Annotated in this window: 15 protein-coding genes; all 15 read right to left on the minus strand. The window is 58.1% G+C overall.

Going from position 1 to position 16,837, the window contains the following annotated elements; translation table 11 throughout:
* Positions 1 to 4: 4 nt before the first annotated feature.
* The 15 genes from HMPREF0908_RS09510 to HMPREF0908_RS09580 all read right to left on the minus strand — a co-directional run bounded on the left by HMPREF0908_RS09510 (position 5) and on the right by HMPREF0908_RS09580 (position 16,676).
* Positions 5 to 1,903, minus strand: coding sequence for a PTS mannitol transporter subunit IICBA (locus HMPREF0908_RS09510; RefSeq protein WP_040572709.1), 1,899 nt, complete (start codon positions 1,901 to 1,903; stop codon positions 5 to 7).
* A gap of 84 nt (positions 1,904 to 1,987) precedes the next feature.
* Positions 1,988 to 4,057, minus strand: coding sequence for a BglG family transcription antiterminator (locus HMPREF0908_RS09515; protein ID WP_040572710.1), 2,070 nt, complete (start codon positions 4,055 to 4,057; stop codon positions 1,988 to 1,990).
* A gap of 145 nt (positions 4,058 to 4,202) precedes the next feature.
* Positions 4,203 to 5,225 carry a tRNA (adenosine(37)-N6)-threonylcarbamoyltransferase complex transferase subunit TsaD gene (gene tsaD / locus HMPREF0908_RS09520; protein ID WP_006691283.1) on the minus strand — a complete coding sequence of 341 codons (1,023 nt, stop codon included), beginning with the start codon at positions 5,223 to 5,225 and terminating at the stop codon, positions 4,203 to 4,205.
* Positions 5,188 to 5,679: a ribosomal protein S18-alanine N-acetyltransferase gene (gene rimI / locus HMPREF0908_RS09525; protein ID WP_006691284.1), complete on the minus strand. Its 492-nt coding sequence runs from the start codon at positions 5,677 to 5,679 to the stop codon at positions 5,188 to 5,190. Before rimI ends, tsaD begins: the two co-directional genes overlap by 38 nt.
* Positions 5,676 to 6,398, minus strand: a complete 723-nt coding sequence (gene tsaB, locus HMPREF0908_RS09530; protein WP_040572711.1) for a tRNA (adenosine(37)-N6)-threonylcarbamoyltransferase complex dimerization subunit type 1 TsaB — start codon at positions 6,396 to 6,398, stop codon at positions 5,676 to 5,678. The genes rimI and tsaB overlap by 4 nt, the downstream gene beginning before the upstream one ends.
* Positions 6,379 to 6,855 carry a tRNA (adenosine(37)-N6)-threonylcarbamoyltransferase complex ATPase subunit type 1 TsaE gene (gene tsaE / locus HMPREF0908_RS09535; protein ID WP_006691286.1) on the minus strand — a complete coding sequence of 159 codons (477 nt, stop codon included), beginning with the start codon at positions 6,853 to 6,855 and terminating at the stop codon, positions 6,379 to 6,381. Before tsaE ends, tsaB begins: the two co-directional genes overlap by 20 nt.
* Before the next feature lie 133 nt (positions 6,856 to 6,988).
* Positions 6,989 to 7,498, minus strand: a complete 510-nt coding sequence (gene rimM / locus HMPREF0908_RS09540) for a ribosome maturation factor RimM (RefSeq protein WP_006691288.1) — start codon at positions 7,496 to 7,498, stop codon at positions 6,989 to 6,991.
* Positions 7,470 to 7,880, minus strand: a complete 411-nt coding sequence (locus HMPREF0908_RS09545) for a YlqD family protein (RefSeq protein ID WP_006691290.1) — start codon at positions 7,878 to 7,880, stop codon at positions 7,470 to 7,472. The genes rimM and HMPREF0908_RS09545 overlap by 29 nt, the downstream gene beginning before the upstream one ends.
* An 80-nt stretch (positions 7,881 to 7,960) precedes the next feature.
* Positions 7,961 to 8,188: a KH domain-containing protein gene (locus tag HMPREF0908_RS09550; RefSeq protein ID WP_006306836.1), complete on the minus strand. Its 228-nt coding sequence runs from the start codon at positions 8,186 to 8,188 to the stop codon at positions 7,961 to 7,963.
* A 90-nt stretch (positions 8,189 to 8,278) separates the two neighbouring features.
* Positions 8,279 to 8,554: a 30S ribosomal protein S16 gene (rpsP, locus tag HMPREF0908_RS09555; RefSeq protein ID WP_006691291.1), complete on the minus strand. Its 276-nt coding sequence runs from the start codon at positions 8,552 to 8,554 to the stop codon at positions 8,279 to 8,281.
* A 32-nt stretch (positions 8,555 to 8,586) separates the two neighbouring features.
* Entirely contained in the window at positions 8,587 to 9,963 is a 1,377-nt protein-coding gene (ffh, locus tag HMPREF0908_RS09560) for a signal recognition particle protein (RefSeq protein ID WP_006691292.1), read from the minus strand.
* The gene (gene ylxM, locus HMPREF0908_RS09565) at positions 9,960 to 10,325 is read right to left on the minus strand and encodes a YlxM family DNA-binding protein (protein WP_006691293.1); all 366 of its coding nucleotides are present in this window, start codon (positions 10,323 to 10,325) and stop codon (positions 9,960 to 9,962) included. The genes ffh and ylxM overlap by 4 nt, the downstream gene beginning before the upstream one ends.
* A 145-nt stretch (positions 10,326 to 10,470) precedes the next feature.
* The gene (locus tag HMPREF0908_RS09570) at positions 10,471 to 11,916 is read right to left on the minus strand and encodes a DUF438 domain-containing protein (RefSeq protein WP_006691294.1); all 1,446 of its coding nucleotides are present in this window, start codon (positions 11,914 to 11,916) and stop codon (positions 10,471 to 10,473) included.
* A gap of 165 nt (positions 11,917 to 12,081) precedes the next feature.
* Positions 12,082 to 14,655 (minus strand): ATP-dependent chaperone ClpB, encoded by a 2,574-nt coding sequence (gene clpB / locus HMPREF0908_RS09575; RefSeq protein WP_006691295.1) that lies wholly within the window; start codon positions 14,653 to 14,655, stop codon positions 12,082 to 12,084.
* A gap of 131 nt (positions 14,656 to 14,786) precedes the next feature.
* Positions 14,787 to 16,676 carry a type I glutamate--ammonia ligase gene (locus HMPREF0908_RS09580; protein WP_040572742.1) on the minus strand — a complete coding sequence of 630 codons (1,890 nt, stop codon included), beginning with the start codon at positions 16,674 to 16,676 and terminating at the stop codon, positions 14,787 to 14,789.
* Positions 16,677 to 16,837: the final 161 nt, after the last annotated feature.

Below are 16,837 nucleotides of genomic sequence, written 5' to 3' on the forward strand. Positions count from 1 at the left end.
CCTTTCAATCCGCTTTCGTAAAGACGTGATAGAGTTCATCGGCACTCTTCGTCTTGAAGAGCTGCTCGAGCTGCTCGTCCGTGTAGTCGCCGACCATCGTTGCGATATTGGCAAGGATCGCAAGATGATCGTTGCCGACGCCCGCGATGCCGATCACGAGATATGCCGTCTCATCGCCGAACTTCACACCGTCGGGATACTGACAGACGACGATGCCCGTCTTCTTGATCGTATCCTTGACTGCGTTTTCTCCGTGCGGGATGGCAATGCCCTTGCCGATGTAGGTGGAAAGATCATGCTCGCGGTTGAGCATGCCCTGTACATAGCCCTCATCGACGTAGCCGCTCGCAACGAGCATCTTGCCTGCCGCCGTGATTGCTTCCTCGCGGCTGACCGACGGGAGTCCGATCTTCACGTTTTCCTGACGCAGAACATCTGCGCTCACCGTCTCTGCTGTCTCTTCCCGTGCGTCGGAGGCCGGTGCAGAGGTCTCCACTGCCGCCTCTTTCAGGCGAGCCGTAACGATCTCATAGACGTTGTTCTGCGTAAAGTCGCGCACCCAGATATGCTCTGCCTGCGGCGAATCCGCAAGGGCACGCTCTGCGAGTTTTTCATGCGAGATGACCAGCTGTGCTTCCTGCGGGATTGCACCGATGGCGCAGTTCGTCACAGAGATATCCTTATAGCCGTCCTTCTTGAGTTTCTTGCGCAGTGCTGCCGCACCGAGTGCTGACGAGCCCATGCCCGCATCGCAGGCGTAGACGATGACCTTCAGATCCTTGCCCGCAACCTTCTTCTCTGCGGGCAGCTCCTTGCCGCGATTCTTGCGCTCTGCCATATCCTCACGCGCCGACTCGAGCGATTCATCTTCGACGTCCTTCGACATCTTGATAAAGACAGAAGCAACCGCGCAGGACACCGCCGTCGCTACAGCAAATGCCGAAAGATTTGCAACGAGTGCCGAGGTGTTCGGAGTCATCGCTATAATCGCGAAGATCGATCCCGGTGAGGATGGAGCAATCAGGCCGCCGCCGAGGAGGCCAAGCGTAAAGACGCCGGACATACCACCTGCGATCGCGGCGATGATGAGGATCGGCTTCATGAGGATGTACGGGAAGTAGATCTCGTGAATACCGCCGAGTACGTGGATAATCATGGCTCCCGGCGAGGACGACTTAGCCATGCCCTTGCCGAACATCCAGTAGGCAAGCAGAATACCAAAGCCGGGCCCGGGGTTCGCCTCGAGCAGGAAGAACATGGACTTGCCGTATTCCTGTGCCTGCTGAATGCCGAGCGGGCTGAGCACGCCATGATTCAGTGCATTGTTGAGGAAGAGCACCTTTGCGGGCTCAATGATGATGGATGCCAGCGGCAGAAGTCCTGCCGCGACAATCGCCTCCACGCCGCTGCGCAGGATGTTGTTTGCGCCGCTGACCACGGGGCCGACCACAGCAAAGGCGATCATCGCGAGGATGCCGCCGAAGATGCCGAGCGAGAAGTTGTTGACGAGCATCTCGAATCCCCCCGGGATGCTGTCACGTACGGCATTGTCAAACTTCTTGATCAGATAGCCGCCCAGAGGTCCCATTATCATGGCGCCGAGGAACATCGGAATCTCCGAGCCCGCGATGATGCCCGATGTGGCAATCGCTGCCATGACACCGCCGCGGTGTCCGTAGACTGCTGCACCGCCGCTGTAGCCGATCAGCAGCGGGATGAGCCACTTGCTCATCGGTGCGCCGACCTGTGCCAGATACTCGTTCGGCATCCAGCCCGTCGGAATAAAGAGTGCCGTTAGGAAGCCCCATGCGATAAATGCGCCGATGTTCGGCATCACCATGCCGGACAGGAAGCGGCCAAACTTCTGCATGGCCTCCTGTGCCCCTCCGCCTTGCTGACTCATAAAAATCCCCCTTTGTAAAAGCAGAACGATATGGAGCATTTCAGCCCCGTTATTTGTTGAATCACTGAATTTATCAGTGATTCTTTACAAGAGTTGTTCGAGATGTTCCCGAAAATGCTCTTCCAAAACGTATTCGAGCTCGCGGCGTATCCCCGCCGCATCCCCGCGCGCGAGGATGTCGGCAAACGTCGGGCGGTCTGCAATCTGTGCTGCAACATGCCCGAGTATCTGCCGTTCCATCTCCGCCTCTCCCGCCGGCACGAGCATGACCAATGCGGTCTGTACGGCACCCCCTCCGTAAGGGAGCGGATGCGCAAGATGCATAACGCCGAAGCGCGCTCTCTCCTGCCGTGCAAAACACCCATGGAGAAGAATCATCTGCGGCGCAGCCCACGTCGGAGCGATGCGCTCCCGCCGCAGGAGTTCGTCGGCAAAATCTTTCGCCGCCGCATCCTCTGCGAGGAGAAGATGCGCCGCCGCATTGGCAAGCTGCTCAATGGACGCCGCCGATACATTTTCCTGCAGGTGAAAGTCCGTGAGCAGATCGCAGATCAATCCGCTGCGGCGATGAATCTCTGCCATCACTGCAGGGAACGGCAGCGGCGCGGGATCCGCCGGCACATCCGCATGATGTACGCTGCAGCCGGCAAGGACGGCATCGATCTGTGCCCGATCTGCTGCCGTCAAAAATACACTGACAACAACGACCGGAACAGGAAGCGGCGAAAGCGGCACCGTGGAGACCACGAAGTCCGCTGAACGCCGCAGGATCTCCTGCGCAGTAAGGGCAAGCGAGGAGACGACACCGACCACACGAATCCGCTCGTAGGATCGGCGCAGACGACTCGCAAGCAGGCGGCTCGTCCCAAGCCCTGTCGGACAGGCGACCAGAACACGCGCGGCGGGGTGATCCCCGCCCGCCTCCGTCAGTGCCGCACCGATGTGAATGGCAATATAGGCAACCTCATCATTGGGTACCGGCATCCCTGCCTCCTCCTCCATCATGGGAATCGCATGCCGTGCGATCTCCATGAGCTCCGGATGTTCTTCCTCCATCTGCGCGAGCAGAGGATTGCGGATATCCATGTGGAGTTTCAGACGATGCAATGCCGGAGCAAGGTGATTCACGAGCCCCGTGAGCAGCGTACGGCTGCGCATGAGCGGCGCACCGCTCTTTTCAGAGGCGCGCCGCATGATCGACTGCGCAATCTGCACCAGCCGGAAATTATCCACGCGCCCGCCCCCCGAGGGGAGCGTCATGCCGCGTGCACCGAGCAGATGCATGGTGATATAGCCGATCTCCGCTGCAGGGATGGAAATGGAGAATACCTCCCCCATCCGCGCCGCAATCGTCTCTGCCACAGAAAATTCTTCTGTCTGCCGCAGCTCCTCCAGCGTCCCCGCATCCATCGCAATCGTATCACCCTGCTGCAGCCGCCGCACGGCGAGCGCGAGATGGACGACAAGCCCGACGCGTGCGCTGTCTGGGATGTTACGATCCTGCGTCTCCGCTGCAACAGCATCATCAATGCGGCGGATCTGCGCGGGATCAACGAGACCGAGCAGGGCACGATCCGCCGCGTACGCCGGCCCCTCCTCAGCCGCATCGTCCCCGATGAGGGCAAGGAGTTCCTTTTCATCCACATAGTCGTGGATGATGCGAACCAGTGCGCGGCGGATATCCCGCTCCGCCCCTTCGACGTAGACGCCGAGTCCGGGACGGCGCACGAGCGTGATCTGCCGTGCGGCAAGCCACGGCTGCAGGCGATCGAGATCGTGACTGACGGTACTGTCGGTCACGTGCAGAAGATGCGCTAGAGTAAAAAGCTTGAGCGGCCCATCCGCCATGAGTAGACGCGCGATCAGGATGGAACGCCGCTGATCGGGCGTCAGTGTGCTGTGCACATCCGCCAAAGAGAGCTCCGTGCGCAGATGCCCAAGCGCTGCAGCATCCCCACTGAGCATGAATCCCGCACCCGTGCGGCGAAGGAGCATTACGCCATAGGGTTCCAGCGCCGTCTCAATCCCGTGCATCTCACGCGTCACAGTGCGTGCGCTGACACCGAGCTCTGCGGCGATATGTTCAGCGGTCACATAGCCGGACGCGGCAAGAAGCAAAGACAGTATTGTCCGCATACGTGCCGTTAGTTCCATGTGACCGCCCCCTCTCGCCCCCTGATAGACCTCATTATAACGAATGGGATTCATCATTGCAACGAAAAGACCTTTCCCTTTGTCATGAAGGGCTATGGACAAACAAAAAGAGCCGATGCACCATGGCACATCAGCTCTCACAAATTCAAGTAAAATCCAGTCCCGGCACAGCGTTCAGATAGAGATCGCTGTACTTGCCTGCCGCCGCCTGATAGGCACCGCGGCAGGCAATCATGGCGGCGTTATCCGTGCAGAGGCGCAGCGAAGGATAGAGATAGCGGATGCCCTCCTGCTCCGCCCGCGCACGCAGCTGCTGCTCAAGGGCAGCATTTGCCGCAACGCCGCCGGCAAGGACAAGGGTATCCCGCCCCGCCGCATGAATCGCCTCAAACGCCTTGTGGACGAGCACCTCGGTGACGGCGGCCTGAAACGATGCCGCAATGTCTGCTGCGCGGAGTTCCCGCCCCTTCATGCGCTGGCCGTTGATGTAGTTCAACACGGCGGATTTCAGCCCGCTGAAGCTGAACTCATAGTTGCCCTCCTGCGCGAGCGCACGCGGAAAGTCAATCGCCTGCGGATCCCCCGCACGTGCGAGTCGATCGATCTCAGGACCGCCCGGATAGGGAAGGCCGAGCACGCGCGCGACCTTATCAAAGGCCTCGCCTGCCGCATCATCCCGCGTACTGCCCATCAGGCGGAACGTCTCATAGTCCGCTACATCGACGAGTGCCGTATGCCCGCCCGAGACGACAAGCGCGATAAAGGGCGGCACAAGGTCGGGCGTCTCAAGAAAATTCGCAAAGATATGTCCCTCGAGATGATTCACACCGATGAGCGGCACGTCGAGCGAAAACGCCAATGCCTTTGCCGCCGACACACCGACAAGCAGCGCCCCCACGAGTCCAGGGCCATACGTGACAGCAATCTGATCCATCGCCGCAAGCTCCGTTCCCGCCTCGTCGAGTGCCTGCTGGACGACGGGCAGAATGCTCAGGATATGGTTGCGCGAAGCAATCTCAGGAACAACGCCGCCGTATTTCTGATGAATCGGTATCTGCGTTGAAATTACGCAGGACAGGAGTTCACGTGTCCCACGAAGTACGGCTGCCGATGTCTCATCGCAGCTTGTCTCAATCCCGAGCGTCAGTCTCTCTTGCACATCTTTCATCAGACAGTGTATCCCTTAATTTCGTATTCCACATGAGAATGGCATCTTCGTTGTTGTCCTGATAGTACCCCTTGCGGATACCGATCTCCACGAATCCCAGCCCCTCATAAAGGCGGCGGGCGGGCAGATTCGACGGGCGCACCTCGAGGGTCATACGCTCGACGCCGCGCTCCGCTGCCGCGCGCATCAACGCGCACATGAGCAGACGCCCATAGCCCCTGCCTCGCTGCATCGCTGTCAGCGCGATATTCGTGACCTGTGCTTCCTCAAAGGAGATCCAGCAGCCGGCAAAGCCGATCACTGCCGTGCCCTCAAGTGCAGCGATATAGCAGGCAAAGTCATTCAACGCCTCGCGCCAAAAATCCTCGCGTGACCACGGTGTCGGAAAGCTCTCTCGCTCAATGCACGCCACGGCGTCCGCATCCTCCGGAGCAAGCGGACGAAAGGAGATCATGATGCCGCCGCTCCGCCATGCCGCTGCTCCCACAGCACCTCTGCCTCACTGCGGCGCAGATAGAGCGGTACCGCTGTCACGGGGTCGTCCGTCTCCCCCCGCTGCAGCCTGGCAAGTCCTGCCAGCCCCACACACGCCGCACGCGGCATGCGCAGATGCAGGGGAGCAATCCCGACATTGGCAGGAAGCGCAGGGAAATCGTTCCGCCGCGTGGCATCGCCAAGCAGAACGGCGGGCAGCTCCGTTCCCGCGAGTGCGTCGAGCACCTCGGTCAGCGGCAGGATGGAGAGTGGATGCTCCTCAGAAAGGCGCACGTCCTCCCCCTCGGGACGCCACCTGAATTCCTGCACGTAGACGTTGCCTTTCTGCGCATCCATCATCGGGAGGATGCGCAGCCCTACAGAACCCATATAGTGACAGGCGAGCGCCTCCAGTGTCGGCACGCAGATCATGGGGATGTTCAGTGCGTACGCCATCATCTTTGCCGCCGCAAGACCAATGCGCAGCCCCGTGAAGGACCCCGGCCCGATACTGACGGCAATCCCATCGAGTTCCGTTTTCTTAGCACGCGCCATCTGCAGAGCCATCTTGATATGCGGCATGAGTGTCTCGGAGTGCGTCAATGCGCCCTGCATACTCACCTCGGCGGCGACACGCTCCTCAGAGAGCACCGCCACGCTCGATACCTGCGAGGACGTATCAAGGCTCACGATCAACAATGCGTTTCAACTCCTCCAAGAGTGCCTCGCTCTTTTCCCCAGCGGCAATAAAGGTAAACTTCCGCTTCTCAGCATCGAGTGCATCAATCCGTACCGAGAGATGATCTGCGGGGATGGCATTGGGAAACTTCTCTGCCCACTCGATCAGCACAATTCCCTCCGTCGCCTCTGCATATTCAAAGAAGCCGATATCCTCCAACTCCTCCTCGGAAGCGATACGATAGAGATCAAAGTGCACGATCGGGCACGCCGCCTCATAGATGTTCATAAGGTTGAAGGTAGGGCTGGTCACATCGCTCTCCACGCCGAGGGTGCGGGCGAGAGCCCGCACAAAGAGGGTCTTGCCTACGCCGAGTTCTCCATCGAGGCAGATGACCGTCCCCTCACGGATGATTTTGCCGATTGTCCCCGCTAAATGCGCTGTCTCTTCCGGTGAATGCGTAACACACGTGAGCATAGTTCGTCCCCTTATGAAAAAAATAGCGACCTAGGAAATCGCTGAATGTATCAGTACTCCCATAGTTCTTACTATTATAGCATGACACAGAAATTTGCGCAAAGAAAACGCGGACAGAGATCATCTCCGTCCGCTATTCCGGCAGGCGCACGGTCATACAGCCGCCCGCTGTGTCAATGTTCTGCACCACGGTACGCAGTGCGGGTACAAGGAGTTCGTGCCCCTCGGCATCCCGTACTGCATAGACATCGTTGCTGCCCGTCCGCAGAACATCCGTCACCGTACCGAGTTCATTTCCATCCTCATCGCGCACCGTGAGGCCGACGATGTCGAACACATAATACTCGCCCTCATCAAGCGGTGCCGCTTCCGCACGCGGCACCGTCAGCACACGTCCCGTGAGGCGCTGTGCCGTTTCACGCACATCATATTCCCGAAAATGCATGAGAATATTCCGCCCCTGCGGCTTGACAGCAGTGATATGAAGGAGCTCATCCCCTGCCATCACCTCCCGCATCTGTGCAAAGCGCTCGGGAAAATCCGTCAGGGGGATAATGCGCAGATCGCCGCGCACGCCGTGCGGTGCGCCGATGCGGCCGATGACGATGCGCTCATCAGGAACGGATTGCGACAATCTTGTCATCCTCCACCAGAATCTCGACGTTCATCAGCTCACGCATATCGTCGCCGACCTTGGCTTCGACTTGACGTTCAAGTGTCCCCTGCACAATCTCCGCTCCCTCGGCAAACTTCTGCAATTCCTCCTGATGAGCGCGCGTCTCCTCAACGTAGTCCATGCGCCGCTGACGCTCCTGACGAATGTTATTGATGTTCTGGATTGCCTGCGGGGTGAGTTCGCCCTGCTCGGCTTCCTGCATCACACGCTTTTCCTGAATGCCAAGCTGCTGGAGTTCGAGCTCCGCACGGCTGAGTCCTTCCTCCATCTCCTTGAGCATCTTCGCACGCAATTTTTCCGTCAGCTTCGCCTTAACGGTAACGGGTACCTTGATTGAAATAGAATCCACTCTAATCTCTCCTTATGAAAAAACGACGGAATATATGCCGCCGTTTTACAGGGGTGCACCTTATCGGCACTCCGCCCGGCTCAGCCGATCTCGACTGTCGCCCGCTTATTCTCCTTCGTGGCAGCGGCCTTGACAACACTGCGAAGCGCCTTTGCGATCCGCCCCTGTTTGCCGATGACCTTTCCCATGTCATCCTCCGCCACACGAAGTCTTAAAATGATCTCCTGATCATCCTGTGTTTCGTCAACGACGACAGCTTCCGGATGATCTACCAAGGATTTCGCAATAACCTCGACTATCTCTTTCATGCGCGTCGTCTCTCCTCATCGCCGTGTGCGCACGCGACGGGAAGTCCTCTGCGGGAGAGGATATCCCCCCATCGAATCGCGCGTCACGCATCAGTCCTTCTGACGCTTTGCCTCAGCGAACTTCGCCATCGTGCCATTCTTGCTCAGAATGTTCTTGACGGTGTCTGTCGGCTGTGCGCCCTTCTTCATCCAATCGATCGCCTTCTCCTCGTCGATATTGACGAGTGCGGGCTGCTTCGACGGATCGTAATTTCCAAGGATCTCGATGAATCGCCCGTCGCGCGGTGCACGCGAATCAGCGACTACAATGCGATAGAAGGGATTCTTCTTCGCGCCCATACGGTTCAAACGAATCTTGACTGCCATAATTTCACCACCTTTCGTTGGACTCTGCCGCACTACCTAAAGAACGGCATCTTGGGGAGTCCCATGCCGCCCATGGACGGCATGGCGGGCATCCCGCCCTTCCCCTTCATTTTCTTCATCTTCTTCATCATCTTGCGCATTTCGCCGAACTGCTTGAGCAGTTTGTTGACGTCCTGCACGCGCGTCCCGCTGCCGGCGGCAATGCGCTTGCGCCGACTGCCGTTGATGATCGTGATGTCTGCGCGCTCCTTCGGCGTCATCGCGCGGATGATCGCTTCAAGCCGGCGCATCTCTTTCCCATCGAGGTCAAACTCCTGATCGCCGAGTTTCTTCTTCAGGGCGCCCATTCCCGGGATCATGCCGAGGATGTTGCTGAGCGAACCAAGCTTTTTAACCTGCTGCATCTGGTCGAGGAAATCATCGAGCGTGAAGTCGTTGCGGCGGAGTTTCTCCTCCATCTTCTTCGCGTTCTCGAGATCGAAGTTCTCCTGTGCCTTCTCCACGAGGGAGAGCACGTCGCCCATGCCAAGGATACGCGACGCCATGCGGTCAGGGTGGAAGACCTCGAGCGGCTCGAGCTTTTCACCCATACCAACGAATTTCAGGGGACAGCCCGTCACCGCCTTGATGGAGAGCGCCGCGCCGCCGCGCGCATCGCCGTCCAGCTTCGTCATGATAACGCCGTCCAGGCCGAGCGAGGCGTCAAACGCCTCGGCGACGTTCACTGCTTCCTGTCCTGTCATGGCATCCACGACGAGGAGGATTTCATGCGGCTTTACTTCCGCCTTGATGTCGCGCAGCTCCTGCATGAGCGTCTCATCAATCTGCAGGCGCCCCGCCGTATCAATGATGACAACGTCGTTGGCGTGGGAGGAAGAATGTGCGATTGCCGCACGCGCAATGGCGACGGCATCCTCCTGCCCCTGCGAAAAGACGGGCACATCGACCTTGCCGCCAATGACCTCAAGCTGCTTGATGGCAGCGGGACGATAGATGTCGTCAGCAACGAGCAGCGGACGCTTGCCCTGTTTCTTGAGCATGAGCGCGAGCTTGCCCGCCGATGTGGTCTTACCCGAGCCTTGGAGGCCGACGAGCATAATGACAGTCGGCGGGTTCGGACTGATGTTGAGGCGGCTCTCCGTCCCGCCCATCAGTGCGGTGAGTTCCTCGTCAACGATCTTGACAACGGCCTGTGCCGCCGTGAGTGTGTCGAGCACCTCCTGCCCGACGGCACGCTCCTTGACACGCCTCACGAAATCCTTGACGACCTTGAAGTTCACATCCGCTTCCAGCAGCGCCATGCGCACCTCGCGCATCGCATCGTTCACGTCGTCCTCGGTCAGCTTGCCGTGCCTGCGCAGCTTCTTGAAAATCCCTTGCAGGCGGTCGGACAGATTCTCAAAGATCATTCTCCCACCTCCTTCGTATCATCCTGTGATGTGTATTGTTCCAATTCATCCGCGATGCGGCATACATCGGTGCACGCAATCGGTTCTCTGAGTGCACGCAGCTTTGCACAGACGACAGCGATCGCCCGCTCCTGCTCCTGTTGACGAGCAAAGAGCCCCAGCGTCTCCTCCATCTCCGCCAGTGCGCGCTCTGCGCGGCGAATATTGTCATGCGCCGCCTGCCGGGTGATGCCGAGCTCCTCACCAATCTCCGCGAGCGAGAAATCCTCTGCAATATGTAAATGCAGGCACTCCCTCTGCTTCCCCGTCAGAAGGCCTCCATAGAAATCGTAGAGCTTTGCGCGATAGTAGAGCTGATCCAATCCGTTCCTCCCCTCCCACCACGCTCTGCGTGGTCTCCCTTCCCCGCAGGCGCGGAAGGCTGTTATGGGAGATACTTGTGCAAGTATAACGGGAAACAAAGAACCTGTCAAGTATTTTTCTTGACAGGTTCTTTTATCTTATCTTTCAGCGGCAAAATTTCTCGAGTGCCTCGGCGTGATCGGTCACGAACTCGACCGTGCCGAGATACTCACCGGCCGCGTCGTACATTGCCTGATACTGCACGCGGATTGGCTGCTCGCGGATGCGGCGATAGACGACCATCTGCGTGCGCTTCTTCGCCTTGAAGTCTGCAATCAGGTTGCGCACGACGGGAATGATCTCGGGCGGGTGGCAGTTGATCACGTCACGCCCAAGCGCGGACATGGGGCGTGTGAAGACCTGCCCCTCGTTGGTAAAGAAGCGGACGACGTCGTCCTTGTCGATGAAGGTGATATCGACGGGCAGGAGCTTGAAGATCGCCGTCAGCTGCTCCATTGTGAGCGTGCCCGTTGGAAATTGAAGCGCTCCCCCAGACGGCGCATCGGCAACGCGCGCCGCCTCCTGATCGAGCCATGCCTGTGCCTCCGGCCACGCGGGAAGGTCGACGCCGAAGGACGATCCCATCGTCACGAGATCGTGGTAGGCGCGGTACCACTCCATCTGCGTAAAATACCGCAGGCTGAGCGGGAACAGGATGCGCTCCTCCTTAAAGGTCATCTCGCGCACGCGCTGCACAAGATCACGAATGCGCGACTCATAGAGCGGCAGTGTCTCTGCATCCGCCTTGAGTGCCTTGATGATCATGCTGAGCTCGCGCTTCATCTCATCGTCAATGCCCCACATCACCTGCGACGGTCCCGTGACACCGTAGTCATAGAGCACCGGCATCAGCAGCTCTTCCTTCTTGATGTAGTGCATCCGCAGATCGCCGAGGGAAAGCATGTGCGTCAGCATGACCTCCATGCGCTTTGCGCCGTCCAGCTCCGCCGTAATCGTATCGAGCAGCTGTTCAAGGGCATGATTCTCCGCGCGCAAAATCGTCAGCGGATGTCCCTCGGGCAGTGCGTCCATATCATTCGGGTCGACCGATGCTGCCTGCGCGTGAATCTCATCATGCGAAAGCGCACCTGCGGGCGGAGCAGACGCCGTCCCATGAAAGAGTGCAGAATGCACGTCACAGAGACGCTGCACCTCACTGACTGGCATGCCCTCCTTGATGAGGGACTGCTCGGCATCCATGATCTCATGCGCCTCGACATGGCTGAACTCCTTGACAAAATCCTTGCGGACGGAGTCCAGTTCCTCCCCATCCGACAGGCGCTCGATAAAGCCGCGCAGACGTCCCTGCCGCGACTGTGCATCGTCACTGAGCACGGTATAGCCGTGCTCCTCGAAGGCGGCAATCACCTTCGCAAGATCAATTCCCTTCACCGCCGCACCGCGCGGGATCGTCATGATGCGCCCCATCACGTTGAGCGCGATGGGATTGGTGATCTCCTTGAATCCGACCTCCGCCATGATCTCCCGCACCTCTGGATACTCCTCCACCAGTTCGGCAACGCTCTTCTTCAGATCCAGTGTCTTTTCCATAATGAAAGCCCCTTTATATCAATTATAATTTTCACCTTGATGTGACAATTATAACGCAGGACGGTGAAGAAATGCTGTAACCGTTGGTACGAAAAAAGGACTGTCCTTCAAAAAAGAGCAGTCCTAAGGAAGCACTGATAAATTCGTCGGTACTTCCCAAATCGCTTACAGCGTCTTAAATGTAAACTCCGTGCCGTCGAAGCCAAGCTCGACCGTGTCACCGCCGCGCACGTCGCCTGCGATGATCTTCTTCGAGAGCGCCGTCTCGATCTTATGCGTGAGGAGACGCCGCAGCGGACGCGCACCAAAGTCAGGATCAAAGCCCTCCTTCGCTAGTGCCTCCAGAGCATCATCCGTCCACGCGAGCGCGATGTCCACCTGACGCTCAAGGCGTTTGCTGAGCGACTTCAGCATGATCGCCGCAATGCGCTTGACATCCTCCTGTGTGAGCCCTTTAAAGACGATGGTGTCGTCGACGCGGTTCAGGAACTCGGGGCGGAAATACTCCTTGAGCAGTGCCTTCACTGCCGCCGTTGCCTCCGCATAGTCCTTGCTGAGGATCTCATGCGAGCCGAGATTGCTCGTCATGATGATGACGGTGTTCTTGAAGTTCACCACACGCCCCTTGCCGTCCGTCAGGCGTCCGTCGTCGAGGATCTGAAGAAGCACGTTGAACACGTCGCGATGCGCCTTTTCGATCTCATCGAGCAGAATGACGCTGTACGGACGACGGCGCACTGCCTCGGTGAGCTGACCGCCCTCGTCATAGCCGACGTATCCCGGAGGCGCACCGATGAGACGTGAAACACTGTGCTTTTCCATGTATTCGCTCATGTCGATGCGGATCATGCTCCGCTCATCGTCGAAGAGCGACTCCGCAAGGGTCTTGGCGAGCTCTGTCTTGCCGACACCCGTCGGACCAAGGAAGATAAACGAGCCGATCGGACGGTTCGGATCTTTGATGCCGGCACGTGCGCGCAGAATCGCCTCGCTGACGGCGGTCACCGCCTCATCCTGTCCGACAACGCGCTCATGAAGCACATCCTCCAGACGGAGTAGCTTCTCGCGCTCGCCCGTCATCATCTTCGTGACGGGGATACCCGTCCAGCGGCTGACAACGCGGGCAATATCCTCCTCGCCGACCTCCTCCTTGAGCATCTGTTCACCATCCGCCTTTGCAGCGAGTGCCGCTTCCTCGTCGGCGAGCTTCTTCTCAAGCTCCGGCATCTTGCCGTATTTCAGCTCCGACGCACGGGCGAGATTCTGGGCACGCTCTGCCGCCTCCATCTCGCCGCGCACCTCGTCCATCTCCTTTTTGATGGCACGTACGCGCAGGATCGCCTGCTTTTCACCTTCCCACTTCTCTTGGAGCTTCTGCTCCTCCGCGTGAAGTTCTTTCTTCTCGGTGACAAGTGCCGCAAGCTTTTCCTTCGAGTCCTCGTCTGTCTCTTTCTTCAGTGCTTCTTCCTCGATGTCGAGCTGGAGGATTTTGCGCCGAATCTCATCGAGCGGTGCGGGCATGGACTCAATCTCCGTGCGCAGCTTTGCCGCTGCCTCATCGACGAGGTCAATCGCCTTATCGGGCAGGAATCGATCGGAAATATAGCGGTCAGAGAGCGTCGCCGCTGCAACGAGTGCTGCGTCGCGGATGCGCACGCCGTGATGCACCTCATAGCGATCCTTCAGGCCGCGCAGGATGGAGATAGTGTCCTCTACCGTCGGCTCGCCGACCATGACGGGCTGGAAACGTCGCTCAAGTGCCGTATCCTTCTCGATGTACTTGCGGTACTCGTTCAGTGTCGTAGCGCCGATGCAGCGAAGTTCGCCGCGCGCGAGGAGCGGCTTTAGGAGGTTGCCCGCATCCATTGCCCCCTCGGCAGCCCCCGCACCGACGACCGTGTGCACCTCGTCGATGAAGAGGAGGATCTGCCCCTCGGACTTTGCGATCTCGTTGAGGACGCCCTTGAGACGCTCCTCAAACTCGCCGCGGAATTTTGCCCCCGCAACCAGTGCGCCCATATCAAGAGAGTATAGTGTCTTGTTCTTCAGTGACTCGGGAACATCGCCCGCCACAATGCGGCGTGCCAGTCCTTCGACAATCGCCGTTTTGCCGACGCCCGGCTCACCGATGAGCACAGGGTTGTTCTTGGTACGGCGCGAGAGGATCTCAATTGTGCGGCGGATCTCTTCGTCGCGGCCGATCACGGGGTCAAGTTTGTTCGCACGAGCCGCCGCCGTGAGGTCGCGCCCATATTTCTCAAGCGACTGATAGCCCTCCTCTGGGTTATCACTCGTCACGTTTTGCTTGCGGTTCTTCTGGATGGCATCCTGCACGCTGCTCTTCGTCAGACCGAACTCGCGTGCAATCGCCTGTACCTCCTCGCTGCCGTCCGTCACGATAGCGAGCAGCAGATGCTCCGTCGATACGTAATCGTCCTTCATGGACTTTGCGAGCTCCTCGGCACGTCCGAGCACGCGCACCATATCCATCCCCATGCCGAGGCGGTTCGAGCCGTGTACGCTCGGGATGGAGGCGAGCTCCTTCTCCAGACGAGCCTTGAGCATCGGCAGATCCACGCTGCAGGCCTCAAAGATCGTTGCGAGCAGCCCCTCGGGCTCTTTGGCAAGTGCGAGCAGCACATGTGCCGACGTGATTTCCTGGTGATAGCGCATCGCCGCAATCTGCTGTGCCGATTGGAGCGCAGCCAGCGTCCGTGCAGTATATTTATCCTGTTCCATAGGTATCCCTCCACTGTTCCTATTTTATGTGTCTATTATAACAGATAAAGTCAAAAAGTCAAATATAATTTTTGTTTTTTTGACTTTTATGCAAAAAAATCTGCCGCATACGCGGCAGAACCTTTTTCATATCAGATCATATTCTTCTTATAGCTGTCGTAGAGTCCCTTCAATTCCTCCATCTTCGCGTACATCTCGAGCTGCAGCGCCGATGCCGTTGCATCATCGCCGTCATTCAGTGCCTTGATCAGCAGGGTAAAGAGCGCCTTGTCGTCAATCGTATCCTTCGCGAGGTAGACGCGCAGGTCACGAATCTTATTCCACATATAGGCATCCTGATCCGTCACGAAATCGCTCTTGATCTCCGTCATACGGCGAACGATATCACGGTTTTCCGGAATAATACGGCTGATCAGCTCGATCTTCCAGCGCAGAAGGGCACCGGTACGGAACGAGTCGATGATGCGCGCCGTCAGCGTCCCGCTGGCTGTGAGCACTGCGAGTTTCTTCTCGTTGTGTTCAAAGCCGAGCATGTTCTCCCATACCGTCGCAGGCGGCTTACCAAAGCGCGCATCGCGCTCCTCCGCCGTATAGTACTCAAAGACATCCTCCTCGCTCCGATAGGCGCGGTCTGTCTCGAGGTAGACCCCCTTCTCGCCCGGCTGCTTAGAGAGCTCGTCGAGCAGTTCCTCTGCCGTACGTCTCTTCGTGTGCAAAACGCCGTCGAGGATGGCGAGATAGGAAGCGGCGAGGACAAAGTACGTATTCGAGTACGGATTCGTCGCACGCAGCTCAAAGCGCGTAGCCAGCGGATTCTTGATATCGCGGATGAGGCTCACGAGCACCGTGCGGTTGCGCGCGGGGATCGCAGGCGTCGCGCCAAAGGACGTAACGATGCAGACCGGCGCCTCAAAGCCCGGCTTTAGGCGGTTAAATGCGTCATTGGTCGCCGATACGAACGGATTGATGACCTCGTAGTTGCGCAGAAGCCCCATGAGCGCACCATAGCCGACGGCGCTCATATAGTGTGCATTCTGATCATCTGCCGCAAAGAGATTGTGGCGTTTTCCGTCCTTCGTGACCGCCGCAAGGCTCAGATGGGTATGCTCTCCATTTCCCGCCAGTCCGATGAGCGGCTTTGCCTTGAAGTTCACCTCAAGCCCATAGAGACGGAAGATCTCGCGAACAAAGGTACGGATGAAGAGCTCGTTGTCCGCCGCCTGTACCGCATCGTCATATTTCCAGTCGATCTCGATCTGCTCGCAGACATGGGTCATGCGGCCGGTATCGTCGATCTGCGCCTTCACTCCGCCGACCTCTTTATGCCCCATCTCCATGTGGAACCCATATTTTTCGAGCTGGATAAGGCACTCCTCAAGCGCCGAGCGCACGGCCCCGTGCGTCCGCTCCCAATACTGCTCGTTCATCACCTGCGACGCCGACATCTCCTCGATCGAGGCATTGTCGTCGAGCGGCGTCTTGACCCAGAACTCAAGCTCCGTCGCGGAGGTGAATACGATATCCTCGATGTCCGCACCGTTCAGGCTCGGTGCTGCGGAGATCTTCGGATTCTCATGGAAGAACTTCAGCAGTTCCTTCTTTACATAGACAAGCGTATCCGTGAGCACCGCACGGGGATCGACACGCTTTCCCTCATGCACGACAAAGGACGGGATACGCAGCGTGCCGATCGGCAGTCCCGTCTTCTCATCCGAGCTCTCGGGGTTATAGTCCACAAACCAATTGACAGAGGGGTCGACGGGGAGATCTACCTTGGCGTTGTCGATCGTTGCGATCTTCGGCAGAACAACCGAGGAGCCGTCCGTCTGCACGGCCGTACCATTGTAGAAAGCATCGATATCGTCGAGAAAAATTTGTACCGGAATCTTCTCATCCGTATCATTTCCCGCCATATCGATGCCGACGAGTGAGACAAAGCGCACCTCTGGATGCGCTTTCAGCTGGGCGACAATTTCCTCACGCGGTGTATGGGCAGGAATTTTGTAGAGAAGCTCATTCATCATGCATACCATCCTTTTCCTAGAAGATACCGAACGGATTCTCCCGTCCACACGGTAAAACCACGCGCCCATCTTACCATTTTTCAGCGTGGATTGTAAAGCGATTGAGAGATGTATTCACATGCTTAAGGAAGCACCAATAAATTCGGCACTACCATCTT

The organism is Centipeda flueggei ATCC 43531 (assembly GCF_000160695.1).
GTDB classification, from domain to species: domain Bacteria; phylum Bacillota; class Negativicutes; order Selenomonadales; family Selenomonadaceae; genus Centipeda; species Centipeda flueggei.